The organism is Streptomyces sp. NPDC048514 (genome assembly GCF_043199955.1).
GTDB lineage: Bacteria > Actinomycetota > Actinomycetes > Streptomycetales > Streptomycetaceae > Streptomyces.
The window spans coordinates 189,217-212,417 of record NZ_JBICWT010000007.1 but is presented as its reverse complement, the minus strand read 5'-3'; the positions used below and the strand labels follow the sequence as shown (position 1 = coordinate 212,417).

Sequence of the window (23,201 nt, the reverse complement as noted above, 5' to 3'; positions counted from 1 at the left end):
GCCGGTTGCACGCGGGCGCCCGTCAGTGGACGGTGTCCGCCTGGTCCGGCACCACCGAGCCGTCGGGGCGGAGCACCGGCCCGCGGGTGCCGTCGGGGGCCGTGCGGGCCGTGGTGGAGCAGGGGTAGGGATCGGGCCTGCGCGGCAGCGGTTCGAGGAACATGGGGTTGATCAGCCAGCGGCCGTCGGCGTCGTCGTAGGCCCGGCACATCAGCTCGGCCTTGTTCCGGTTGAGCACGACATGGGCGCCGGTGGCGTCGTCCACGAAGGTGACGTCGGTGTCGGCGTCGCCGCCCGCGACGGCGGGCCGCCGCTTCCAGGGCTGCTTCTGCCAGGCCCGGACGCCGCGGACGCCGTAGATCTCCTGGTTGATCCAGCAGCGCTTGCCGTCGATGTACGGGATGGCCGCGCCCCGGGAAGCGGGCACGTCTCCGCAGCCCTCGTTGCGGGTGGTGATGCGTCCCCGGTGGTCGAGGACCGAGCGGATGGCGATGGTGTGGGCCGCGTCCACGCCGATGGCCCGGGACCAGACCTCCGTGATGGGTTCGGAGCCGGCGGAGACGACGTAGACGCGGAATCCGGCCCGCTGGAGGGTGCGGACGAGGTCGCGCTGCTGGTCGTAGTAGCGGATGTACGCCGGGACCGTGTGGGTGCCGAGGGTGCGGGTCGCGCCGATCGGTGCGGCCAGGGCCTCGGAGCGGGCGGCGCGGGTGTAGGCGGCGACCTCGGCGGGGGTGCGGCCGGCGAAGAGCTGGGGCACCCAGGCGTACTGCGGCACGGTGCGCCGGTGGTTCCACCGTCCCGCGAAGGCGGCGGCCCCGCTCGTGGTCGTGCCGTTCTCGCGGATCTCGACGATCTCGTCGGTGCAGTGCGGACGGTCGGAGGTGCGCAGGGGCTCCCCGGCGCCGGTGCCGCAGGCGGTGGCGAGGGCCCGGTCGGCGGTGTCCGTCAGCCAGGCGCTGGTGTCCTTCCAGCGGGCGGGACGCAGCAGCCGGTCGTGGCGCAGCGCCCAGGAGAGGGTGGCGTCGGTGACGTCGTTCTTGGTGATCGTGTTGTCCCAGTCGAACGCGGCCACCGCGCCCCGGTGTCCGGAGCAGGTGCCGCGGGCGTCGATCACCTGCTGCAGCCGCTCACGGTTGTGGCCGTACCAATCACCGTGCAGTCGTGGGCAGTTGGCGGACAAGGTGCCGGCTTCGGCGGTTGCGGTGGGCGCGGCCGCCAGGACGGCGGCCGCTGCCAGGGTCCACGCGGAAAGCTGTCGCATACGACGGGGACCGTACACCTCGGGCCTACAGGGGCGTGACGTACGCGCCCGAGATCCCGCCGTCCACCAGGAAGTCGGTGGCGTTGACGAAGGAGGAGTCGTCGCTGGCCAGGAAGGCTACGGCGGCGGCGATCTCCGCTGCCTCGGCGAACCGGCCGACCGGGATGTGGACGAGTCGGCGGGCCGCCCGCTCCGGATCCTTCGCGAACAGCTCCTGGAGCAGCGGGGTGTTGACCGGGCCGGGGCACAGGGCGTTGACCCGGATGCCCTCGCGGGCGAACTGCACGCCCAGCTCGCGGGACATGGCGAGGACGCCGCCCTTGGACGCGGTGTAGGAGATCTGGGAGGTGGCCGCGCCCATCCGGGCGACGAAGGACGCGGTGTTGATGATGGAGCCCCGGCCCTGGCGGCGCATGTAGGGGATGGCGGCCTTGCAGCACAGGTAGACGGAGGTGAGGTTGACCTCCTGGACCCGCCTCCAGGCCGCCAGGCCGGTCTCCAGGATGGAGTCGTCGTCGGGCGGGGAGATGCCGGCGTTGTTGAAGGCGACGTCGACGCTGCCGTAGGTGTCGTACGCCGTCTTGAACAGCGCCTCGACCTGCTCGGGGTCGGTGACGTCGACGCGGACGAAGAGGCCGCCGACCTCGTCGGCGGCGGCCTTGCCCGCCGTCTCGTCGATGTCCGCGCAGACCACCTGGGCGCCTTCGGCGGCGAGACGGCGGGCGGTGGCGAGGCCGATGCCGCTGCCGGCTCCGGTGACGACGGCGGTACGGCCGACCAGGCGGCGGCAAACGTTGGTGTCGGTCACTGTGCGGGGCCCTCCGTGCTGATGAAGACGTTCTTGGTTTCGGTGAATGCGGTCAGGGCGTCGGGGCCCAGCTCCCGGCCGAGGCCGGACTGCTTGAAGCCGCCGAACGGGGTCCAGTAGCGGACGCTGGAGTGGGAGTTGACGGACAGGTTGCCGGCGCGGACGGCCTGGGAGACGCGCAGGGCGCGGCCGATGTCCCGGGTCCAGATGGAGCCGGAGAGGCCGTAGGGGGTGTCGTTGGCGAGGCGGACGGCGTCCTGCTCGTCGGTGAAGGGCAGGAGGACGGCGACGGGGCCGAAGATCTCCTCACGGGCCGCCGGGCTGTCGTGCCGCTCCCCGGTGAGCACGGTCGGCGGGAACCAGAAGCCGGGTCCGTCGGGGGCTGCGCCGCGCAGGGCCGGGGTGTCCGCGGGGACGTACGACCGGACCCGCTCCAGCTGCCGGGCGGAGATCAGCGGGCCCATCTGGGTCTTCTCGTCGGCCGGGTCGCCCACGACGACGGCGGCGAGCGCGTCGGCGAGGAAGGCGCGGGCCTCGTCGTACACCGACTCCTGGACGAGGATGCGGGTGCGGGCGCAGCAGTCCTGGCCGGAGTTGTCCACGAAGGAGGACGGGTCCAGGGCCGTGGCGAGGTCGGCGTCGGCGAAGACGACGTTGGGGCTCTTGCCGCCGAGTTCGAGGGTGACCGGCTTGACCAGGCGGGCGCAGCGCTCCATGACCTCGCGGCCGGTGGTGGTGGAGCCGGTGAACACGATCTTGGCGACGCCGGGGTGGTCCACCAGGGCGCGCCCGGCGGTGTGGCCGTAGCCGGGCAGCACCTGGAAGAGGTGCTCGGGCAGGCCCGCCTCCAGGGCGAGTTCGGCGAGGCGGAGCGCGGTCAGCGGGGTGGTCTCGGCCGGCTTCAGGACGACCGCGTTGCCCGCGGCGAGTGCCGGGAACGAGCCCCAGGCGGCGATCGGCATGGGGAAGTTCCAGGGGGCGATCACGCCGATGACGCCGAGAGGTTCGTGGAAGGTGACGTTCCAGCCGCCGGGGGCCGGGATCTGCCGGCCGAGGACGCGTTCGGCGCCGCCGGCCGCGTACAGCAGCAGGTCGCGTGCGTTGCCGGCCTCCCAGCGGGCGTTGCCGACGGTGTGGCCGGCCTCCTTGACCTCCAGCCGGGCGAGTTCCTCGTTGTGGGCGTCGACGACGTCTGCGAAGCGGCGCAGCAGCCGGGCCCGGTCGGCGGGTGCGAGGGCGGCCCAGCCGGCCTGGGCGCGTGCGGCGCGTACGACGGCGGCGTCCACGTCCTCGGCACCGGCGGCGGGGACGGTGGCGACGACCTCCTCGGTGGCGGGGTTGAGGACCTTCAGCTCGTGGGGGTCGGACACGGGGTGACCTTTCACAGGCGTCGGAACACGGGTGTCGAGGGCGGACCGGCAGGAGGCGGATCGGGAGCGTTCGCGGGGGCGCTCACAGGCGTTCGAAGGAGCGGCGCAGCTCCCAGTCGGTGACCGCGGCGTCGTAGGCGTCCAGCTCGACGCGCGCCATGTTCCGGTAGTGGGCCACGACCTCGTCGCCGAAGGCGGCCCGGGCGATCGGGCTGTGCTCCCAGAGTTCGGCCGCCTCGCGCAGGGTGGTCGGCACCTGGTCGAAACCGGCGGTGTAGGCGTTGCCGGCACACGGGTCGGGCAGTTCGAGCTTGTGCTCGACGCCGTGCAGACCGGCCGCGATCAGCCCGGCCACGGCCAGGTAGGGGTTGACGTCGCCGCCGGGCAGGCGGTTCTCGAAGCGCATCGAGCGCCCGTGGCCGACCACGCGCAGGGCGCAGGTGCGGTTGTCGTGACCCCAGGCGACGGCGGTCGGGGCGAAGGAGCCGGGCTGGAACCGCTTGTAGCTGTTGATGTTCGGGGCGTAGAGCAGCGAGAAGTCGCGCAGGGCGGCCAGTTGCCCGGCGAGGAAGTACCGCATCACGTCGGACATCCCGTCGGGGGCCGCCATCGCGTTGGCTCCGTCGGCGTCCGTCAGCGAGAGATGGATGTGGCAGGAGTTGCCCTCGCGCTCGTTGTACTTGGCCATGAAGGTGATCGAGACGCCTTCCTGGGCGGCGATCTCCTTGGCTCCGGTCTTGTACAGGGCGTGCTGGTCGCAGGTGCGTAGGGCCTCGTCGTAGCGGAATACGATCTCGTGCTGGCCGGGGTTGCACTCGCCCTTGGCGGACTCCACGGTGAGGCCGGCGGCGGCCATGTCGTTGCGCAGGCGGCGCAGCAGGGGCTCGATGCGGCCGGTGCCGAGGACGGAGTAGTCGATGTTGTACTGGTTGGCCGGGGTCAGGTTCCGGTAGTTCGCGTCCCAGGCCTGCTCGTAGGTGTCCTTGAAGACGATGAACTCCAGCTCGGTGCCGACCTGGGCGGTGTAGCCGAGTTCGGCGAGCCGGTCCAGCTGGCGGCGCAGGATCTGGCGGGGCGCGGCGACCACCGGGGTGTCGTCGTTCCAGGCGAGGTCGGCGACGAGCAGGGCGGTGCCGGGGTGCCAGGGGACGCGGCGCAGGGTCGTGAGGTCGGGGTGCATGGCGAAGTCGCCGTAGCCGCTGTCCCAGGAGGACATCGCGTAGCCGTCGACCGTGTTCATCTCGGTGTCGACGGCGAGGAGGTAGTTGCAGCCCTCGGTGCCGTGGTGCAGGACCTCGTCGAGGAAGAAGCGGGCGGCGAACCGCTTGCCCTGGAGACGCCCTTGCATGTCGGGGAAGGCCAGGACGACAGTGTCGATCTCACCGCTCGCGACGAGGGCATGCAGTTCCTCGGTGCTGAGCGGGGCGGTGCGGTGTGCCACGGGAAAGCCTCCTTGGGCGCCTTCGCGCTTCTTCGGCCGGGCCGGGAGTCATAAGGTATTGCTCTGAACCATTGCTTGGGAAGGGGGTGGGGCGGATGTCGCGGGAGACGGAGTGGGACGGGGCGCGTGCCCAGGAGACCGGCGACCGGCTCGCACCGGTGCTGCGGCCGGTGCGGGCGGGCAACGGCTTCGAGGAGGCGCTGGAGCAGATCCTGCAGGTCGTGCGGCTCGGTCTGGTGCCGGGCGGCGAGCGGCTGCCGGCCGAGCGGGACCTGGCGGAGCGGCTCGGGATCAGCCGGGTGACCCTGCGCGAGGTGCTGAAGGTGCTGCAGGACCAGGGGCTGGTGGAGGCGCGGCGCGGGCGGTACGGCGGCACCTTCGTACGGCCCCGGGCGGACGCGGGCGGCGAGGACGAACTGCGCCGGCGCATCGCCGAGGTCGACATCGAGGACGTGCTGCGCTTCCGGGAGGTGCTGGAGGTCGGGGCGGCCGGGCTGTGCGCGGCACACGGGCTGACCGAGGCGCAGTCCGAGCGGCTGCGGCAGGCACTGGACCGCACGCACGAGGCCCCGCTCGCCGACTACCGGCGCCTGGACACGCTGCTGCACCTGACCCTCGCCGAGCTGTGCGGTTCGCCGTCCCTGACCGCGCAGTACGCCGCCGTCCGGGCCACGGTCAACGACCTGCTCGACTGCATCCCGCTGCTGGTGCGCAACCTGGAGCACTCCCAGCGGCAGCACACCGCGCTGGTGGAGGCGGTGCTGGACGGGGACGCGGACGGGGCGCGGGAGATGATGCGCGAGCACTGCGCGGGTACGGCCGCCCTGTTGCGGGGCTTCCTGGCGTAGCACGCTTCTGCAAAGGTATGCGGGTGCACCTTTGACTTCCAGGGAGGGCGGCATGACCGTACGACCGCTGATCGGTGTGAGCACGTATCTGGAGACGGGCGCGCGCTGGGGCGTGTGGGAGCTGGCGGCGGCGCTGCTGCCGGCCGCGTATCCCGGCATGGTGCAGCGGGCCGGCGGCCTGGCCGCGATGCTGCCGCCGGACGCGGCGGAGCACGCGCCGGCCGCGGTCGCCCGGCTCGACGGGCTGGTGATCGCGGGCGGACCGGACGTCGACCCCGCGCGCTACGGCGCCGAACGCTCCCCCCGTTGCGGGCCTCCGGCACCCGAGCGGGATGCCTGGGAGCTGGCCCTGATCGACGCGGCCCTGGCCGCGGGCGTGCCGTTGCTGGGGGTCTGCCGGGGCATGCAGATGCTGAACGTGGCTTTCGGCGGCAGCCTCGTCCAGCACCTGGACGGGCACGCGGAGGCGGTCGGCGTCTTCGGCGGGCACCCGGTGAAGCCGGTGCCGGGCACGCTGTACGCCGGGATCGTCCCGGAGGAGCTGACGGTGCCGACGTACCACCACCAGGCGGTGGAGCGGCTCGGCGAGGGACTGCTGCCGTCGGCCTACGCGGCGGACGGGACCGTGGAAGCCGTCGAACTGCCACCGGACCGGGGCTGGGTGCTCGGGGTGCAGTGGCACCCGGAGATGGGCGAGGACCTCCGGGTGATGCGGGCCCTGGTCACAGCCGCCACCTGAGCCGGACCGGAACGGCCGCGGCGGGCCAGAGGATGAGCGTCACACGAGGCACGGTCGGGAAAGGGCGAGCCGCCCGCCGGGCCGCGTCACCCCCGCCGACGGCGGCTCCCTGGCCACTTCGCCGCGCGTCGGGGACAGCCGCTCCCGGCCCGGCCCGCATCACCCCACGTCAGCCGCAGCCGACGCCGACAGTCCGAACGGGCTCGTGGGTCGGCGCGGCGTCCCCGACGCGATCCCCCGGCGGCCACAGCCCTCGGCCCCCGCCCGCGTCACCCCCGGGTCAGCGACAGCAGTTCCCGGGCCGGGCCGGTCGGCCGGTGGCCCGTCGGCCACACCGCGCGCAGGTCCCGGCGCAGCGGCACGCCCTCCACCGGAATGCCGACCAGGCGCCGCAGGGCCAGCTCCTCCCCCACCGCCAACTCGCTCAGCACGGACGGGCCCGCGCCGCTGACCGCGGAGGCCTTGACCGCCGTGGTCGAGGACAGCTCGATCAGGGGCCGGGCCAGTCCGCCGAGGGCCGCGTCCAGGACCTGACGGGTGCCGGAGCCGCGCTCGCGCAGGATGAGCGGGGTCGCCGCGAGTTCCTCCGCCGTCACGGGCCGCCCGCGCCGGGCCCACGGATGGCCGGGGGCGGTGACGACGATCAGCCGGTCGTGGGCGATCACGGCGGAGTCCAGGCCGGTCGGCACCGACAGGCCCTCCACGAACCCGAGGTCCGCCTCGCCGGACAGCAGCAGCTCCGCGACCTTCGCCGAGTTGCCCGCGAGCAGGGAGACGGCGGTGTCGGGACGCTCGGCGTGCAGCGCGAGCAGCCAGCCCGGCAGCAGGTACTCGGCGATGGTCATGCTCGCCGCGACCCGCAGACGCGAGTCCCGCCGGTCGCGCAGTGCCCGCGCGCCCGCGTCGAAGGCCGCCGCCGCCTCCACCACCCGGCGGGCCCAGTCCGTGACCAGGGCGCCCGCGTCGGTGAGCCGGGAACCGCGCGGCGAGCGGTCCACCAGGGCCACGCCCAGCTGCCGCTCCATGGAGCGCAGCCGGCTGCTGGCGGCCGGCTGGGTGATGCCGACCTCCCGGGCGGCCGCACCCAGACTGCCCAGCCGCGCCACCGCCAGCAACAGCTCCAGTGCGGCCAGATCCGGTACCCGGTAGCCCAGTGACTCCGTGCGCTCCCGCTGCCCCTCCGCCTCACTCATAAGACCAGCTTATGCCCTCATAGGATTGAACTCCCTGGTCAGGGGCGGGCAACGGGGAGACGGTGGGACCATGGTCACCGCAGCCCAGCCCCTGCCCGCCCCCGTCCTGCCCCGTGCCGCCCGGGTCCGCCACCTCGGCCCCAACTGGTACGCCTCCGTCATGGGAACCGCCGTCGTCGGTTCGGCCGGCGCCGCGCTGCCCGGACACCCGAGCGGGCTGCGTGGTGTCTTCGCGGGGTTCTGGGTGCTGTCGCTGCTCATGCTGATCGTCCTGCTGGCGGCGCGGGCGCTGCACTGGGGCCGCCACGGCGACCAGGCCCGCGCCCATCTCCTCGACCCGGCCGTGGCCCCCTTCTACGGCTGTCTGGCCATGGCCCTGCTGGCGGTGGGCGGCGGCGCCATGACGGCCGGGCGGCCCCTGCTCGGCACCGGACCGGCCGTGGCCCTCGACACCGTGCTGTTCACCAGCGGCACGGCCATCGGGCTCGCGGCCGCCGTCGCCGTCCCCTACCTGATGCCGGTACGCCATCGCGTCGAGCCGTCCCAGGCCACCCCGGTGTGGCTGCTGCCGCTGGTCGCGCCCATGGTGTCGGCCGCGCTCGGCCCCCTGCTGGTGCCCCGGCTGCCGCCGGGCCAGCCCCGGGAGAGCCTGCTGCTCGGCTGCTTCGCGCTGTTCGGGCTGAGCCTGTTCGCCACGCTGCTGATGCTGCCGCTGGTCTTCGGCCGGCTGATCACCTCGGGTCCGCTGCCGCTCGCGCTCACCCCGACGCTGTTCCTGGTCCTGGGCCCGCTCGGGCAGTCCACCACCGCGACAGCGCTGATCGCGGACGCCGCTCCCGGTGTCGTACCCGCCCCGTACGACCGCGGCCTCGGGGTGTTCGCCGTGCTGTACGGGGTGCCGGTCATGGGGTTCGCGCTGCTGTGGCTGGGACTGGCGACGGCGCACGTGGTGCGGGCCCGGCGGCGGGGCATGGGGTTCGCGATGACCTGGTGGGCGTTCACCTTCCCGGTGGGCACCTGTGTCACCGGGGCCGCGGCACTCGCCCGGCACACCGGACTCGCCGGGTACGAGGCCCTGGCCGTAGGGCTGTACGCCGTTCTCCTCGCCGCCTGGCTCGCGGCCGCCGGCGGGACGCTGCGCGGCCTGCTCAGCGGCCGGCTGCTCCAAGGGCCCCGGCCAGCACCCGTGGAGCCCGCGCCAGCGACGGGCCGTACCAGGTCAGGTGCCGTCCGCTGACAAGTGCGCAGGGCAGGCCGGGGAAGGCCTCCGGACCGTCGCCGGCGGTGAAGCGGTAGGGCTCGTCGGGCAGGACCACCAGGTCCGGGGCCTTCGCGCGCAGCTCCTCCAGGGGTACCCGGGGGTACCGCTCGGGGTGCGCGGCGTAGACGTGGTCGACGCCCAGGCGGGCCAGGAGGTCACCGGCGAAGGTGTCCCGGCCGAGGACCATCCAGGGGCGGCGCCAGACCGGTACGACCGCCGTCCTGCGCTCCGCCGGCTCCGGCAGCGCGGTCCAGGCCTCCTCCGCCTCGTCCAGCCAGCGCGGGCGTCCCCGCGCGCCGCACGCGGTCAGCACCCGGTCCAGCTCCGTGCAGGCCTGTGGCACGCTCCGCACCTCCGTGACCAGCACGTGCAGGCCGGCCGCGCGCAGCGCGTCGAGGTCGGGGGCGCGGTTCTCCTCCTCGTTGGCGATCACCAGGTCGGGGGCCAGGGCGACGATCCGGTCCAGCGCCGGGTTCTTCGTACCGCCTACACGGGCGACGTCCAGGTCCTCGGGACGGCAGCACCAGTCGGTGGCGCCGGCGAGGGCCCCGGGAAGCGTCACCGCGACGGCCTCGGTGAGGGACGGGACCAGGGAGACGACCCGCACTACGCGGCCCCGGCGGGGTCAGCGCCCCCAGGAGGCGCGGGGAACCGCGCGAGCGGCCCCGGCGAACCCGCGCACGGCCGTCGGGCCGCCCCGGCACCCATCTAGCGGGACCTGTCCTGGACGGCCTCGATGTGTTCGGCGACCGCGACCACGACGACCCGGGTGTCCGGGACGGTGGCCCGCCAGCGGTGCCGGACGCCACCGGTCAGGTACAGGGTGTCGCCACGGCCGAGACGGTAGGCGCGGCCCTCCGCCTCGATCTCCACGGCACCGTCGGCGACGTACATCAGCTCGTCGTTGCGGTGCTGGAACTCGCGGCCCGCGTCGTGATCGCCGGTGAACTCGGAGGCGTGCAGCTGGTGGTGGCCGCGCACCAGGGAGCGGGTACGAGGGTCGAAGACCCCTTCGGCTTCGGCGAGGGGCTCGGCGCGGACGACGTCCACGCTGGCCGCCGGGTCGGCGGCGGCGAGGAGCTCGACGGCCGTCGTGCGCAGGGCGTCGGCCAGCTTCTCCAGGGAGCTGCTGCTGGGGCGGGCCCGGTCGTTCTCGACCTGGCTGAGGAAGGGCACCGACAGGCCGGTGCGCTCCGCCACGACCGCGAGGGTCAGCTCCAGCGCACGGCGGCGTCGCCGGACGGCCGCGCCCACCCGCACGGGCTGCTGCTCTTTGTGGTCGCCCATCGCTCCGGCTCCCTCCCTCGCTCGTCGTGCCGCTGTCCGGGTGCCCACTAGGGGGCACACCTCTTCCGATGACTTGTCTGCACCCTACGCATGTTCGGCAAACCGTTTCATGCGGCTGTCGCATCCCCGGCATGGCCACGGGCCCGCACCTCACGGTTCACGCCAGTCCGCAGGGGGTGTGGAGTCTCGCGGAGGACCATCCCTCCAGAGGATGAATATGCCGACCAGCTGGGCCTGGAGCCCTGCCGCAGGCCAACGATCATCACCCACCGTGATTGGCCGGATCGCTCCCGTGTCCCACACGCCACAAGGGGCGGACCGCACCGTACACCCATCGTCGTACGGTGTGATCCGCCCCCCGGGCGGGCGTCCGGGCCCGTCAGGTCACCCGGCCGCCCGGCTCTGCGCCCGCTGTCCCGCGACCGGGGCCCACTTGTCGACCAGCCCCGGGTCGCGGCCCAGCCAGGCACGCACGGCGTCCTGCTCCTTGCCCTTGCCGGCCTTCTGGATCTCCGCCTCCAGGCCGGTGAGCTGCTTCTCGGTCATGGAGAAGTCCTTCAGCCAGCGGCCGACCTCGGGGTTGTCGGCGGCGAAGCCCTTACGGGTCAGGGTGTGCACCCCGTCGCCCTTGCCCCAGGCACCCTGGGGGTCCTCGAGCTTCTTCAGGCCGTAGTCGTTGTACGCCCAGTGCGGCGACCACAGGGTGACGACGACCGGCTGCTTCCTGGCGTAGGCGCGCTTGAGCTCGGCCAGCATGGCCGGGGTGGAGCCGTCGACCACGTCGTAATCGCCCTCGAGGCCGTACGCCTTGAGCACCTTGCTCTTGAGCAGGCCCATCTCACCCGCGCTGGGCTCGATGCCGACGATCTTCCCGCCGAACTCCGAGGCGTGGGCCTTCAGGTCCGCCAGGGAGTTCACGTCCTTCACGTAGGACGGCACGGACAGCTCCAGCGACGTGGGGCCGAACCACGAGCCCAGGTCGTCGAGCTGCTTGCCGTACTTCTTCCAGTACTCGGCGTGCGTGGTGGGCAGCCACGAGTCGGTCTCGAAGTCCAGCTGGCCGGTGGCGAGGCCGGTGTAGAGGGGGCCGGCGGCGTACTGGCTGGTGGTCACCTTGAAGCCGCGCTGCTCCAGCAGCTCCTTCCACAGGAAGGTGGAGGCGATGCCCTCGTCCCAGGGGATGTAGCCGATGCTCACCTCCTTGCCCTTGCCGACGTTCGTGCCGGAGGCCTCGGAGCTGCCGGCGGAGGAGCCGAAGATCCCGAGTCCGCCCGCGGCCAGGGCGAGGACGACCACACCCACCACGGCGACCACGGGGCGCGGACGGTACGCCCACGCGCGCGTGGGGGCCTTCGCGGCGGCCCTGCGGCCCAGCGGGGACAGCTGGGTGCCGAGGGCGCCGGTGACGCGGTCCAGGTAGATCGCGAGGACGACGATGCCGACGCCCGCCTCGAAGCCGTAGCCGATGTCGAGCTGGCCGATGGCCTCGTTGACGGCACCGCCGAGGCCGCCGGTGCCGACCATGCCGGCGATCACGACCATGGACAGACCCAGCATGATCACCTGGTTGACACCGGCCATGATGGTCGGCAGGGCGAGCGGCAGCTGGACCCGCCACAGGACGTCGCGCGGCGTGGTGCCGAACGCCTCCGCGGCCTCCACCAGTTCGGCGTCGACCTGGCGGATGCCCAGCTCGGTCATGCGGACGCCGGGGGCGAGCGCGAAGATCAGGGTGGCGACCACACCGGCGGCCGTGCCGAGGCCGAAGAAGAGCATGGCCGGGATCAGCAGGACCATCGACGGCATGGTCTGCAGCAGGTCCAGCACGGGCCGTACGGCGGCGCTGACCGCCCTGGACCGGGCCGCCCAGACGCCCAGCGGGAGGGAGATCACCAGGGCGATCACGGTCGCCACGAGCACCAGGGCGAGGGTGGACATCGCCCGGTCCCACAGCTCCAGCGAGTCGACGAGCGCGAATCCGGCGAAGGCGAGGACACCGGCGAGCAGGCCGCGCAGCCACCAGGCGACGACGGCGAGGATGCCGGCCATGAGCAGGGGCTGGGGGGCGGCGAGCACGGCGTCGATGCCGTCGTACATGCCCTCCATGACCGCCTTGATGGCGTCGAAGAGCCAGGAGAGATGGTCGACCAGCCAGTTCACACCGGAGTCGACCCAGTCGCCGAGGGGCAGCCTAGGCACGGGAGATCACCTTCTTCGGGCCGGTGCCGCACGCCGTGGGCCCGTCCTCTTCGTCGCCGAGGAACCCGACCAGGCGCTGCCGGGGCACCACCCCGACGAGGGTGCGGCCGGCGTCGAGGACGGCGACCGGGTGGGACAGCCGGGCGCTGATCGCGCACAGCTCGGTGAACGGCGTCGCAGGCGTCGCGGTCTCGCAGTCGCAGTCCGCCTCGTCACCGCGCAGTTCGGTGTCCATCACGGCGGCGGCGGTCAGCACGCGGGAGCGGTCGACGTCCTGGATGAAGGAGGCGACGTAGTCGTTCGCGGGGCGCAGCAGGATGTCCTCGGCGGTGCCGGTCTGGACGATCCGGCCGTCGCGCATGACGGCTATCCGGTCGCCGAGCCGCATGGCCTCGTTGAGATCGTGGGTGATGAAGACGATGGTCTTCTTCAGGGTCTTCTGCAGTTCCAGGAGCTGGTCCTGCATGTCCCGGCGGATCAGCGGGTCCAGGGCGCTGAAGGACTCGTCCATCAGCAGCAGGTCGGCGTCGGTGGCCAGGGCGCGGGCCAGGCCGACGCGCTGCTGCATGCCGCCGGAGAGCTCGTCGGGCCAGGACTTCTCCCACCCGGCCAGGCCGCACAGGGCGAGCGCCTCGTCGGCGCGGCGTGCGCGCTCGGCGCGGGGCACGCCCTGCACTTCCAGACCGTAGGCGGCGTTGTCGCGGACGCTGCGGTGCGGGAAGAGCGCGAAGTGCTGGAAGACCATGCTGATCTTCTTCGCGCGCAGCTCGCGCAGGCCGCGGTGGGTGAGGGCGGTCAGGTCCTCGCCGTCGAATCGCACGGTGCCCGCGGTGGGCTCCAGCAGCCCGTTGAGCGTGCGCAGGAGGGTGGACTTGCCGGAGCCCGAGAGCCCCATGACGACGAAGATCTCGCCCTCGTCGACGCGGAAGGAGGCGTCGATCACGGCGGCGGTGGTCCCGTCGGCGCGCAGTTCCTCCCGGTCGGCGCCTCGCCGCAGTCGTTCCACTGCTTCGTCCGGTCGTCTGCCGAACACCTTGTACAGGTGCTCCGCCTCAAGCCTCGCTTGCACGCGTACCTCACGTCTCGGGGACAGGGAGAGAGGACGAGGGCCGGCCGACAGGTCGGGGCGACGGGCCTCGTTCCGAGGCGGCGCCTCCCCAGGTCGGGCCGGGGCAAACCCCGGCGTGGCCGGCCTCACGGCGATGCGCATCGCGCAACGTGTTCCGGCATATGGGGTCGCTGTCGGTGCCGTGCGGCATGATGCGAACGTGACCGGACGACTGATGCTCCTCGACACCGCCTCGCTGTACTTCCGCGCCTACTTCGGCGTGCCGGACTCCGTGAAGGCACCGGACGGCACCCCGGTGAACGCCGTGCGCGGGCTGCTGGACTTCGTCGACCGGCTGGTCAAGGACCACCGGCCGGACGAGCTGGTGGCCTGCATGGACGCCGACTGGCGGCCGCAGTGGCGGGTGGACCTCATCCCCACCTACAAGGCGCACCGGGTCGCCGAGGAGCACACGGGCGCCCCCGACGAGGAGCAGGTGCCGGACACGCTCTCCCCGCAGGTGCCGGTGATCGAGGACGTCCTGGACGCGCTCGGGATCGCCCGCGTAGGGGTCGCCGGGTACGAGGCGGACGACGTGATCGGCACGTTCACCGCGCGCGCGGACGGCCCGGTGGACATCGTCACCGGCGACCGCGACCTGTACCAGCTGGTGGACGACGCCCGCGGGATCCGGGTGCTGTACCCGCTCAAGGGGGTCGGCACCCTGCAGCTGACCGACGAGGCGGTGCTGCGCGAGAAGTACGGGGTCGGCGGGCGCGGCTACGCGGATCTCGCGCTGCTGCGCGGCGACCCGAGCGACGGCCTGCCGGGCGTGGCCGGGGTCGGCGAGAAGACGGCGGCCAAACTGCTCGCCGAGTTCGGCGACCTGGCCGGGATCGTCGCGGCGGCGGCCGATCCGCGGGCCAGACTCACGCCGGCGCAGCGGAGGCGGCTCACCGAGGCCGGGCCGTACCTCGCGGTCGCCCCGAAGGTGGTGCGGGTGGCCGAAGACGTGCCGCTGCCGGACGTCGACACCGCCGTACCGCGCGGGCCGCGCGATCCCGCGGCCCTGGAGGAGCTGGCGAAGCGCTGGGGACTGGGCGGCTCGCTGCAGCGGCTGCTGAGCACGCTCGCCGAGCGGCACTGACGGGAATTTTCCGGTAAAGGGCACTCGTCGGGTAGTCGGAAGAGAGGTACCGAAGCGGAGCGGGATGCTAACTTAGGTAAACCTAACCAATTTGCAGGAGGCCGTGATGGCAGAGCGCCCTGGACGAAAGCCGCGCAAGGCCCGTACCGCCCGGGTGGTGCGGACCGAACGGCTCACCCCGCACATGCAGCGCGTGGTGCTCGGCGGCGACGGTCTCGAGGGATTCACGGCGGACACCTGCACCGACCACTATGTGAAGCTGCTGTTCGGCCCCGAGGGCGTGACCTACCCGGTCCCCTTCGACCTGGAGCGGATCCGGGCCGAGTTCCCGCGTGAGCAGTGGCCGGTGACCCGGACCTACACCGTGCGCGCCTGGGACCCGGAACACCGGGAGCTGACCCTGGACTTCGTCATCCACGGCGACGCGGGCCTGGCCGGACCGTGGGCCGTCCGCGTACAGCCCGGCGAGGAGATCCACTTCATGGGTCCCGGTGGCGCCTACGCACCCGACCCCGAGGCCGACTGGCATCTGCTCGCCGGTGACGAGAGCGCGCTGCCCGCGATCGCCCGCGCCCTGGAGGCGCTGCCCGCCGGCGCCCGTGCGCACGCCTTCGTCGAGGTGCCGGGTCCCGGGGAGGAGCAGAAGATCGACTCCGAGGTGCAGGTCTCCTGGCTGCACCGCGGGGACCGGCCGGTCGGCGAGGCCCTGCTGGAGGCCGTGCACGCGCTGGACTTCCCCGAGGGACGGCTGCACGCGTTCGTGCACGGCGAGGCGACCTTCGTGAAGGAACTGCGCCGCCTGCTCCGCGTCGAACTGCAGACCCCGCGCGAGGACCTGTCCATCTCCGGCTACTGGCGCCTCGGCCACAACGAGGACGGCTGGCAGGCCTCCAAGCGGGACTGGAACGCCCGCATCGAGGCCGAGCAGGAGAACGGCGCGCAGGCGGCCTGAACCCGCCGCCGCGGCATCCGCCGCGGCCGCAGCACCCGGAGGGCCACCACCCTCAGGTCGCCGTCAGGGGGCCACCACCCTCAGGTCGCCGCCTCGTTGATCTTGCCGAACGGGATGTGCACGCTGGGCGTGGTCCGCGACGTGCTCTCCAGGTGGGTCACCTGGTCGTCGAAGAAGATGTGCGGGTTGAGCACCTTCATGACCGCGCCCTTGTCTATGCCGCCGAGGAAGAAGGCGTCGTCGACCCGCACGCCCCACTCCTTCAGGCTCCGCACGGCACGCTCGTGCGCGGGCGCGTTGCGCGCGGTCACGATGGACACGTGGACGCGCGTCGCGTAGCCGGGATCGCTCCTGCGCCGCTCCTCCTCCCGCCGCTGTATGCGGTTCACGCCGGCGAGGAAGTCGCGCAGCGGCCCGGGATCGTGCGGGGTCGCCGCGTTCCGGGCCTCGTGCGCGCGGAACGCCTCCAGCCCGCCGGACTGGTACACCCGTTCCGCGGCGTCACCGGCGAGCACGCCGTCGAAGTCGAAGGCGATCCGCAGCTCCGGGTCGGCGGGGTCGTCCGCGTACGCCGAACCGAGCACGTGCCCGGCCGGCAGCCCGGCGGCGACGGCCTCACGCACGTCACGCTCGTCGGCGGACAGGAACAGGGACATGTTCAGCGCCGTCATGAACGGGTACGGCGAACGCCCCTGCCGGAAGATGGCCCGGCTGATCGGCAGGCCGTGGGTCTGGATCGACCGCATGACCCGCAGGCCGGTGTCGGGGTCGTTGCGGGAGAGGATGATGACCTCGACGAGGGGGTCGTCCGGATCGCTCAGCTCGTTCAGCGACAGCAGCCGCCGCAGGAAGGCGAAGGCGACCCCCGGACGGAGCGTGTCGTCCACGTGCTCCTCCTGGTGGGCCCGGTAGGCCTCTTCGCCCTGTTCCCGGAAGACCGCGTCCGACTCCCGCAGATCGAACAGGGCGCTGGAGGCGACTCCGACGACGAGTCGGTCGGCTAGCTCGAAGGCCGGCATGCGGTGGCACCTCGGTACGGCGGGAATCGGCCCGCCATCATGTCACGGGCGCCGCGCGCGGTGGTGCCGGTTCGTGACGGTCCCGGCCTGTGGCGGCGCCGGTTCGTGGCGGTGGCCGCCGCGGTGGTGCCGCTCAGTCGCCGCGTACGCGGGCGTGGAAGTGCATGTCGTGCCAGCCGTCCGGATGGAGGAGGGCGCTGCGCTTGGTGCCCTCCATCGCGAACCCGGCCTTGGCGGCGACCCGGCAGGACGCCTCGTTGGCGGCGGCGTGGAAGAGTTCGAGGCGGTGGAAGCCGATCTCGTCGAAGGCCCAGCGGCTCAGCCTGGTGGCGGCCCGGGCCGCGACGCCCCGCCCGCGCGCCCGCGCCACGGTCCAGTAGGCGACCTCGGCGACCCCGTCGCCGAGCAGTATCTGCCGCAGCGCGACCCTGCCCTGCAGTTCGCCGCCCGACTCGTCCACCACGGCCCACTGGGCCTCTCGTTCGCCCTCCCACCCCGTCCGCCACTGCGCGATCCAGCCGGCGGCCTCCTCCTCGGAGTCGCAGGTCCTGAGGTGCCACTGGTTCAGCACCGGGTCCTGGAAGGCGGCGTGGACGGCGGACGCGTCCTCGGCCCGCCAGGGGCGCAGGAGCAGGCCGTCACCGGTGGGGAGGGCGGGCTGGGGGGTGCGGGCGAGGGCTCCGGGGGTCAGCACCGGGCTGGTCAGGAACGGCATGATCCACATACTGCCGCGTGCACGGCCGGCACCCACCCGTTTACGGCCTCTACCCTGGATTCGATGAGACGCCGCACCCCGCCCCCGCCCGCCCCGCTCCCCCAGCGCGACGGTGTGGACCCCGTGCGGGTGCGGCTGCCCATGGGCGAGGCCTGGGCCACCGTGCGGGAGCATCTGGTGGGGCGGCTCACGGGGGCCGGTCCCGGGACGATCGAGGGCATGTTCGACGCGGGCCTGATCGTCGGGGCCGACGGCCGGCCGGTGGCGCCGGACGCGCCGTACGAGCCGGGGATGTTCGTGTGGTTCCACCGGGAACTGCCGGCCGAGGTGCCGGTGCCCTTCCCGATCGAGGTGGTGTACCGGGACGAGCACATCGTGGTGGCCGACAAACCGCACTTCCTGGCCACGACCCCGCGCGGCACGCATGTCACCGAGACCGCGCTGGCCCGGCTGCGGCGCGAGCTGGGCATCCCGGCTCTGACGGCGGCGCACCGGCTGGACCGGCTGACGGCGGGACTCGTGCTGTTCACCGTGCGGCCCGGGGAACGCGGTGCGTACCAGACGCTGTTCGGCAACCGGCTGGTCCGCAAGGAGTACGAGGCGGTCGCGCCGTACGACCCCTCGCTCGCCCTCCCCCGGACCGTGCGCAGCAGGATCCTGAAGGAGCGCGGGGTGCAGGCTGCGCGGGAGGTCGAGGGCGAGCCGAACGCCGAGACATACGTGGAACTCGCCGGGCACCGGGACGGACTGGGCCACTACCGGCTCGTCCCGGCGACCGGGCAGACCCATCAGCTGCGCGTGCATCTGAACGCGCTCGGCGTGCCCATCCTCGGCGACCCGCTGTATCCGGAGGTGACCGGCCCGGTGCCGGCCGGTGACTTCCGGCGTCCGCTGCAACTGCTCGCGCGGAGGCTGGGGTTCACCGATCCGGTCACCGGGGCGGAGCACGCGTTCGTCAGCGGGCGCGCGCTGCGGGCCTGGACGTCGTACGAGACCTGGGCCGGCGGGGACTGAGGCCACCGCTCACTCGCCGCGCCACCAGCGCAGCAGGCGCTGCCAGACCCCCCGGGGCCCGGCCGGCTCCGGACTCGGAAGGACGGGGCCGGGGGCCGGGGCGGCCGGCACCGGCCGCGGTTCGGCCGCGGTTGCCGGCTCGCCGACCGCCGTGCTCACCTGCCAGTTGGCGCGCTGCTGCGGCAACGGCATGGCGCGGGGCGGCAGATCGACGTCCTGCTGCGGCTTGGGATCGAACTGCACCGGCAGGGCCACCAGCTGCCGGGAGGCGATGGACGCCCGCCAGCGCAGCTCCTCCTCCGGGCAGTCGAGCCGGATGTCGGGCAGCCGGGTCAGCAGGGCGTCGACACCGACGTCGGCGATGGCGCGGCCGATGTCCTGGCCGGGGCACTCGTGCGGGCCGCCGCCGAAGGCCAGGTGGGAGCGGTTGCCCTGCATGCCGGCCGACAGGTCCGGGCGGATCCGCGGGTCGAGGTTGCCCGGCGCCGGGGCGAACAGCAGCCCGTCGCCCTTGCGGATGCGCCGGCCGCCCAGTTCGGTGTCCTGCTTGGCGTAGTAGCCGAAGACGGTGCTGAACGGCGGCTCGTCCCACAGGGACTGCTCGATCGCCTCCGGCACGGTCATCTGGCCGCCGTTGAGCTGGGCGCGGAACCCCGGCTCCGTGAGGACCATGCGCAGCGCGTTGGCGAGCAGGTTGGCGGTGGCCTCGTAGGCCGCGAAGAGGACGAGCCGCAGGTGTTCACGGACCTCGTCGTCGGAGAGCCCGGCCGGGTGGGTGATGAGGTGACTGGTGAAGTCGTCCTCGGGCCGGGCGCGGCGCCGGGTGGTGAGCCGGCTCAGCGCGTCCATGACGTAGGTGTGGCTCTGGATGGCGGTCTCGGTGCCCTTCAGGGCGTCCCGGGCGGCCTGCACCATCCGGTCGTTGTACTCCTCCGCCATGCCGAGGATCTCGCACATGACGGCCATCGGCAGGTGCTCGGCGAACTGGGAGACCAGGTCGGCCCCGCCCCGCTCGCAGAAGCCGTTGACCAGGCCCTGGGTGTAGCGGCCGATGTGGCGGCGGACGCTGCGGTGGTCGATGGTCGACATGGCCGCGGTGACCGCGGCACGCAGCCGCTGGTGCTCGTCGCCCTCGGCATGGGAGCAGATGGGCTGCCAGGCGATGTGCGGCATGAGCGGGTGGTCGGGCTTGACCGTGCCGTCCAGCAGCGGGGACCAGATGCGGCTGTCGCGGGTGTACTGCGAGGGACTGCGCACCAGCTGCAGGTTCTCGGCGTGCCCGAGCACCACCCACATGGGTACGTCGTCGTGCAGCAGGACGGGGGCCACTGAGCCGTGCTGGTCCCGCAGGCGCTCGTAGAGGCCGCCGAGGTCCTCGGCGTCGGAGCCGTAGAGCCGGTGCAGTCCCCCGGGGCCCAGGCCGTGCGCCGGGCAGCCCGGCGGCGGGCCGGAGGTGGGGTCTGTGCCGGTGAGGGACGAGGATTCAGGCGTCACGGTGATCTCTCCGGAACGGATGGTGGGTCGTGGGGTGGGGGTCAGGTGAGGGCGCCGGACAGGGCGATGGAGTGCAGGAAGCGCATGAGGGTCATCAGCACGTCCTTGCTGGAGGCCCGGCGGCGCACGTCGCAGTCCATGATCGGGATGTCCGGGGCGAGGTCCAGGGCGGTGCGCAGTTCCTCGACCGGGTAACGGGGCGCGTCGGGAAAGGTGTTGACGGCGACGACGAACGGCACGCCGCGCTCCTCCAGCCGGCCCATGACGTCGAAGCTGACCTCCAGGCGCCGGGTGTCGACCAGGACGACCGCGCCGAGGGCGCCCTCGAAGAGGCCGTTCCACAGGAACCAGAAGCGCTCCTGGCCGGGGGTGCCGAACAGGTAGAGCACCAGCTTGTCCGTGATGCCGATGCGGCCGAAGTCCATGGCCACGGTGGTGGCCGTCTTGGAGTCGGACCCGTAGTCGTCGTCCACGCCGATACCGGCCTGGGTCATGGTCTCCTCGGTGGTCAGCGGGCGGATGTCGCTGACGGAACCGACCATGGTGGTCTTGCCGACGCCGAAGCCGCCCACGATCACGATCTTCACCGCCGCCTGGGCCGTGAGCGGCAGATGGTCCTCGGTGCGTGGGCCGGGGAGGGTTTCAGAGCCGTTGAAGTCCATGCATCACCGCTTCGAGGAGTGAACGGTCGGGAAGCGCCTGGCGGGCGATCGAGGCGCGCGCCTGCACCAGTTCGGCCGCGATCAGCTCGGTGATCAGTACGGTCATCGCACTGAACGGCAGTTGCAGATAGGCCGACAGCTCGGCCACGGACAGTGGGGCGGTGGAGAGCCGGAGCACTGCCGCCTGCTCGGGCGAGGCGGCCGGCGGCGGCGTGGAGCGCGCCACGATCAGGGTCACGAGGTCGAGTTCGGCCCGGCCGCCCTCGGCGGACCCGGCGATGGTGTACAGGCGTTCGGGGTTCCTGGGCGGTGCCTCGCCGTTCTCCGCCTTGGGGGGCGGCGCGGGAGGGGCCGGCTCCTGCCGTGGGCCGCGCCGTTTGCGTCGTGGAGGAGTCATACGGTCTGCCCGTTCCGCCGGGGCGGACTGGTGAGGTGGGCGCCGATCCGGACGACGAGGTCGCGCATCATGCCGCTCATCCGGCCCGGCTCGCAGGTCACGTCGGCGAGCACGGCGAGGTAGGCGTTGGCGCCGGCGTTCATGAGGTAGAAGTAGCCGCCCTCGATCTCGAAGACGACGACCTTCATCTCCCCGGCGCCGGGGATCTCCTGGATGATGGCACCGGCCAGGCTCTGCACGCCCGCGCAGGCGGCGGCCACCCGGTCCGCGGCGTCGGGGTCGCCGCCGTAGCGGGCGATGCGCAGCCCGTCGGCCGACAGGACCACGATCATCTCGATGCCCGGCACGCCGTCGTTCAGCTGCTTGAGCATCCAGTCCAGGTTCGCTCGCTGCTGGATCACTGGAGGTTCCCCTCGTCGTCGCCCTCGGCGGGGCCGTCCGAATCGTTGAGCAGGTGCAGGTACTTGGTCGGGTTGAGCGTGAAGTCGGTCAGTTCGGACGCGGTGGCGTCCGCGGGCATGCCCTTCCTCAGGCCGTCCCAGAACGCTTCCATCCACATGCCCGGCGGCCGGTCCAGGAGCTTCTTGCGCTCGGGGTCGATCTCGGGTTCGGATTCCGGCTCGGCCCTGGTCTGGGACCAGATCGTCGGCCTGCCCTCACGTTCGGCGCGCTCGATGGCGGCCTGTTCGGCGTACCGCTGGCTGAGGGGCGTCTTCACCCTGCTGCGGCGCTGCGGCAGGCCGCCCGCGGTCCACTCGGTGACCTCGGGGACGTCGTCCTCCATGGAGATTCCGGCGGGAATCTTGGGGCTGGTGGGGCGGCGCTTCTTGGGCGGGCGCTTCGGGCCCTCGACGGCGCCGAGTTCGGGCTGCGGTACGCCGGTGGCACCGATGCCGTGCGCGGCGCCCACGCCGGGCTCGGTGGTGGTCATGACGCGCGGGACGATGAGGATCGCGCGGACGCCGCCGTAGGCCGAGGCGCGCAGCGAGACCTCCATGTCGAAGTGCTTGCAGAGCCGGCCGACGACGGCGAGGCCGAGACGCGGGTTCTCGCCCAGGTTCTGCGCGTCGTCGCCGTTCTTCGCGTCCTCGATCATCTGCTCGATGCGGGCGCGGGACTCCTCGCTCAGGCTGACGCCGGCGTCCTCGATCTCGATGGCGATGCCTGCCTGCACCTCGGAGGCGGTGACGTGCACCTTGTTCGAGGGCGGCGAGTAGCGGGTGGCGTTGTCGAGGAGTTCGGCGGCCGCGTGGATGACCGGCTCGACGGCGGTGCCCTTGATGTTGATGTTGACGATGGAGCTCAGCTCGATACGGCGGTACTCCAGGATGCGGGACATGGCACCCCGCAGCACGCTGTACAGGGAGACCGGCAGGGGCCACTGGCGGCCGGGGCGGCCGCCGCCGAGGACCGAGATGGTGTCGGCGAGCCGGCCGATCAGCGAGGTGCCGTGGTCGAGCCGGAGCAGGTCGTCGAAGACCTCGGGGTTGCGGCCGTGGTCCTCCTCCATCTCCCGCAGCTCCTTGGCCTGCTGGTGGACGATGGCCTGCACGCGGCGGGCGATGCTCACGAAGGAGCGCTCGGTGGCGTCGCGCATCGAGATCTCGTGGTCGGCGCCGCGCAGCGCGACCCGGAACATCTCGCGGTACGACTCGTGCAGCCCGCGCAGCTCGGGGTCCACGTCGTAGACGTTGCGCAGCACGTCCCGGAGCGGTTCCCCGGCGCGCAGCCGGAGCAGACCGGTGGGCAGGACGTCGACGGCGAAGCGGGTGATCAGCTCGTCCTGGGCGGCGAGCCGGTGCTCCAGGTACGCGCAGTGACGGGCATGTTCGGCCCGCGCCTCGCGGAGCAGGCGGCCGCGGCGGGCGGCCTCCGCGCCGGTGGCGAGGACCAGCAGCACGGCCAGCGCCCCGCACAGGCCGACGGCGAGCCGGGCCGCCGCCGGTACCAGGGCCACGGCGGCTCCGCCGGCGGCGGCCATCAATATGGCCGGCGGCAACAGCACGCGCGCATAGGGACGTTCACGGCCGCCGGGAGGCTTCTGAACACTCACCATGGATGCCTTCTGGGACGAATCGGCTGGGTGTCGGGGGTGCTTTCGGGGGGAAGGTTCATGGAACGACGGGATCTTCCGGATGTCTGGGAACAAGCGCACGAATTCACCTCAACTCGGTGCGCCGCGGGCGAGCTTAGTCCGACCGGATCATCGCCGTGTCATATTCGGCAAGCACCTGAATCCCCCGCACGACTGCGGTACTCTCAGCTCCATTTGCACGCTGGGCTGTCATTCGCACACGTTCGGTCACCATGCACGGGCATGCGAAAGTCACTCACCGTGAAGGG

At 72.7% G+C, this 23,201-nt stretch carries 22 protein-coding genes; 6 read left to right on the top strand and 16 right to left on the bottom strand.

The features are described from left to right. Window positions 1-22: 22 nt before the first annotated feature. The 4 genes from ACGFT2_RS17465 to ACGFT2_RS17450 form a co-directional block, all read right to left on the bottom strand. Entirely contained in the window at window positions 23-1,264 is a 1,242-nt protein-coding gene (locus ACGFT2_RS17465) for a haloacid dehalogenase-like hydrolase (RefSeq protein WP_393278787.1), read from the bottom strand. Between the two features lie 25 nt (window positions 1,265-1,289). Then, window positions 1,290-2,072 (bottom strand): 3-oxoacyl-ACP reductase, encoded by a 783-nt coding sequence (locus tag ACGFT2_RS17460; protein ID WP_393278785.1) that lies wholly within the window; start codon window positions 2,070-2,072, stop codon window positions 1,290-1,292. Next, window positions 2,069-3,442: an aldehyde dehydrogenase family protein gene (locus ACGFT2_RS17455; protein WP_393278783.1), complete on the bottom strand. Its 1,374-nt coding sequence runs from the start codon at window positions 3,440-3,442 to the stop codon at window positions 2,069-2,071. The genes ACGFT2_RS17460 and ACGFT2_RS17455 overlap by 4 nt, the downstream gene beginning before the upstream one ends. Before the next feature lie 82 nt (window positions 3,443-3,524). Continuing rightward, entirely contained in the window at window positions 3,525-4,883 is a 1,359-nt protein-coding gene (locus tag ACGFT2_RS17450) for a glutamine synthetase family protein (RefSeq protein WP_393278781.1), read from the bottom strand. Between the two features lie 95 nt (window positions 4,884-4,978). Between ACGFT2_RS17450 and ACGFT2_RS17445 the strand changes: the two genes are divergently transcribed. Then, window positions 4,979-5,731, top strand: coding sequence for a FadR/GntR family transcriptional regulator (locus ACGFT2_RS17445; RefSeq protein ID WP_393278779.1), 753 nt, complete (start codon window positions 4,979-4,981; stop codon window positions 5,729-5,731). A gap of 52 nt (window positions 5,732-5,783) precedes the next feature. Beyond that, window positions 5,784-6,470, top strand: a complete 687-nt coding sequence (locus tag ACGFT2_RS17440) for a gamma-glutamyl-gamma-aminobutyrate hydrolase family protein (RefSeq protein ID WP_393278777.1) — start codon at window positions 5,784-5,786, stop codon at window positions 6,468-6,470. A gap of 269 nt (window positions 6,471-6,739) precedes the next feature. On the opposite strand, the gene ACGFT2_RS17435 is transcribed toward ACGFT2_RS17440, so the two are convergent. Further along, window positions 6,740-7,663 carry a LysR family transcriptional regulator gene (locus tag ACGFT2_RS17435; protein ID WP_393278775.1) on the bottom strand — a complete coding sequence of 308 codons (924 nt, stop codon included), beginning with the start codon at window positions 7,661-7,663 and terminating at the stop codon, window positions 6,740-6,742. A 70-nt stretch (window positions 7,664-7,733) separates the two neighbouring features. Between ACGFT2_RS17435 and ACGFT2_RS17430 the strand changes: the two genes are divergently transcribed. Then, entirely contained in the window at window positions 7,734-8,900 is a 1,167-nt protein-coding gene (locus tag ACGFT2_RS17430) for a TDT family transporter (protein ID WP_393278773.1), read from the top strand. Here ACGFT2_RS17430 and ACGFT2_RS17425 read toward each other — a convergent pair. The 4 genes from ACGFT2_RS17425 to ACGFT2_RS17410 all read right to left on the bottom strand — a co-directional run bounded on the left by ACGFT2_RS17425 (window position 8,812) and on the right by ACGFT2_RS17410 (window position 13,479). Continuing rightward, window positions 8,812-9,531 carry a helical backbone metal receptor gene (locus ACGFT2_RS17425; protein WP_393278771.1) on the bottom strand — a complete coding sequence of 240 codons (720 nt, stop codon included), beginning with the start codon at window positions 9,529-9,531 and terminating at the stop codon, window positions 8,812-8,814. The genes ACGFT2_RS17430 and ACGFT2_RS17425 overlap by 89 nt on opposite strands. Window positions 9,532-9,632: 101 nt before the next feature. Beyond that, window positions 9,633-10,211, bottom strand: coding sequence for a helix-turn-helix domain-containing protein (locus tag ACGFT2_RS17420; RefSeq protein ID WP_393278769.1), 579 nt, complete (start codon window positions 10,209-10,211; stop codon window positions 9,633-9,635). A gap of 384 nt (window positions 10,212-10,595) precedes the next feature. Further along, on the bottom strand, window positions 10,596-12,410 hold the full coding sequence (locus ACGFT2_RS17415; RefSeq protein WP_393278767.1) for an ABC transporter permease/substrate binding protein: 1,815 nt from the start codon (window positions 12,408-12,410) through the stop codon (window positions 10,596-10,598). After that, on the bottom strand, window positions 12,403-13,479 hold the full coding sequence (locus ACGFT2_RS17410; protein WP_393278765.1) for a glycine betaine/L-proline ABC transporter ATP-binding protein: 1,077 nt from the start codon (window positions 13,477-13,479) through the stop codon (window positions 12,403-12,405). The genes ACGFT2_RS17415 and ACGFT2_RS17410 overlap by 8 nt, the downstream gene beginning before the upstream one ends. Before the next feature lie 199 nt (window positions 13,480-13,678). Here ACGFT2_RS17410 and ACGFT2_RS17405 point away from each other — a divergent pair, with 199 nt between their 5' ends. Together ACGFT2_RS17405 and ACGFT2_RS17400 are read left to right on the top strand one after the other, a co-directional pair. After that, window positions 13,679-14,605: a 5'-3' exonuclease H3TH domain-containing protein gene (locus tag ACGFT2_RS17405; RefSeq protein ID WP_393278763.1), complete on the top strand. Its 927-nt coding sequence runs from the start codon at window positions 13,679-13,681 to the stop codon at window positions 14,603-14,605. A gap of 106 nt (window positions 14,606-14,711) precedes the next feature. Continuing rightward, window positions 14,712-15,557: a siderophore-interacting protein gene (locus ACGFT2_RS17400; protein ID WP_393278761.1), complete on the top strand. Its 846-nt coding sequence runs from the start codon at window positions 14,712-14,714 to the stop codon at window positions 15,555-15,557. A gap of 80 nt (window positions 15,558-15,637) precedes the next feature. Here the strand turns inward: ACGFT2_RS17400 and ACGFT2_RS17395 are convergent, their stop codons facing one another. Continuing rightward, on the bottom strand, window positions 15,638-16,576 hold the full coding sequence (locus ACGFT2_RS17395; RefSeq protein ID WP_393278759.1) for a 5'-nucleotidase: 939 nt from the start codon (window positions 16,574-16,576) through the stop codon (window positions 15,638-15,640). A gap of 133 nt (window positions 16,577-16,709) precedes the next feature. Continuing rightward, a complete protein-coding gene (locus tag ACGFT2_RS17390) occupies window positions 16,710-17,291 on the bottom strand; it encodes a GNAT family N-acetyltransferase (protein WP_393278757.1) in 582 nt (193 codons plus the stop codon). A gap of 63 nt (window positions 17,292-17,354) precedes the next feature. On the opposite strand from ACGFT2_RS17390, the gene ACGFT2_RS17385 reads away from it, so the two are divergent. Then, a complete protein-coding gene (locus ACGFT2_RS17385; protein ID WP_393278755.1) occupies window positions 17,355-18,305 on the top strand; it encodes an RluA family pseudouridine synthase in 951 nt (316 codons plus the stop codon). Between the two features lie 9 nt (window positions 18,306-18,314). On the opposite strand, the gene ACGFT2_RS17380 is transcribed toward ACGFT2_RS17385, so the two are convergent. From ACGFT2_RS17380 to ACGFT2_RS17360, 5 genes are read right to left on the bottom strand one after another with little or no spacing between them, the layout of a single operon-like run. Next, window positions 18,315-19,799, bottom strand: coding sequence for a cytochrome P450 (locus ACGFT2_RS17380; protein ID WP_393278753.1), 1,485 nt, complete (start codon window positions 19,797-19,799; stop codon window positions 18,315-18,317). 41 nt (window positions 19,800-19,840) lie between these two features. Further along, on the bottom strand, window positions 19,841-20,461 hold the full coding sequence (locus tag ACGFT2_RS17375; RefSeq protein WP_393278751.1) for an ATP/GTP-binding protein: 621 nt from the start codon (window positions 20,459-20,461) through the stop codon (window positions 19,841-19,843). Beyond that, window positions 20,442-20,858 (bottom strand): DUF742 domain-containing protein, encoded by a 417-nt coding sequence (locus ACGFT2_RS17370; RefSeq protein ID WP_393278749.1) that lies wholly within the window; start codon window positions 20,856-20,858, stop codon window positions 20,442-20,444. The genes ACGFT2_RS17375 and ACGFT2_RS17370 overlap by 20 nt, the downstream gene beginning before the upstream one ends. Next, on the bottom strand, window positions 20,855-21,259 hold the full coding sequence (locus tag ACGFT2_RS17365) for a roadblock/LC7 domain-containing protein (protein WP_393278747.1): 405 nt from the start codon (window positions 21,257-21,259) through the stop codon (window positions 20,855-20,857). Before ACGFT2_RS17365 ends, ACGFT2_RS17370 begins: the two co-directional genes overlap by 4 nt. Further along, window positions 21,256-22,914, bottom strand: coding sequence for a sensor histidine kinase (locus ACGFT2_RS17360; RefSeq protein WP_393278745.1), 1,659 nt, complete (start codon window positions 22,912-22,914; stop codon window positions 21,256-21,258). The genes ACGFT2_RS17365 and ACGFT2_RS17360 overlap by 4 nt, the downstream gene beginning before the upstream one ends. Window positions 22,915-23,201 lie beyond the last annotated feature (287 nt).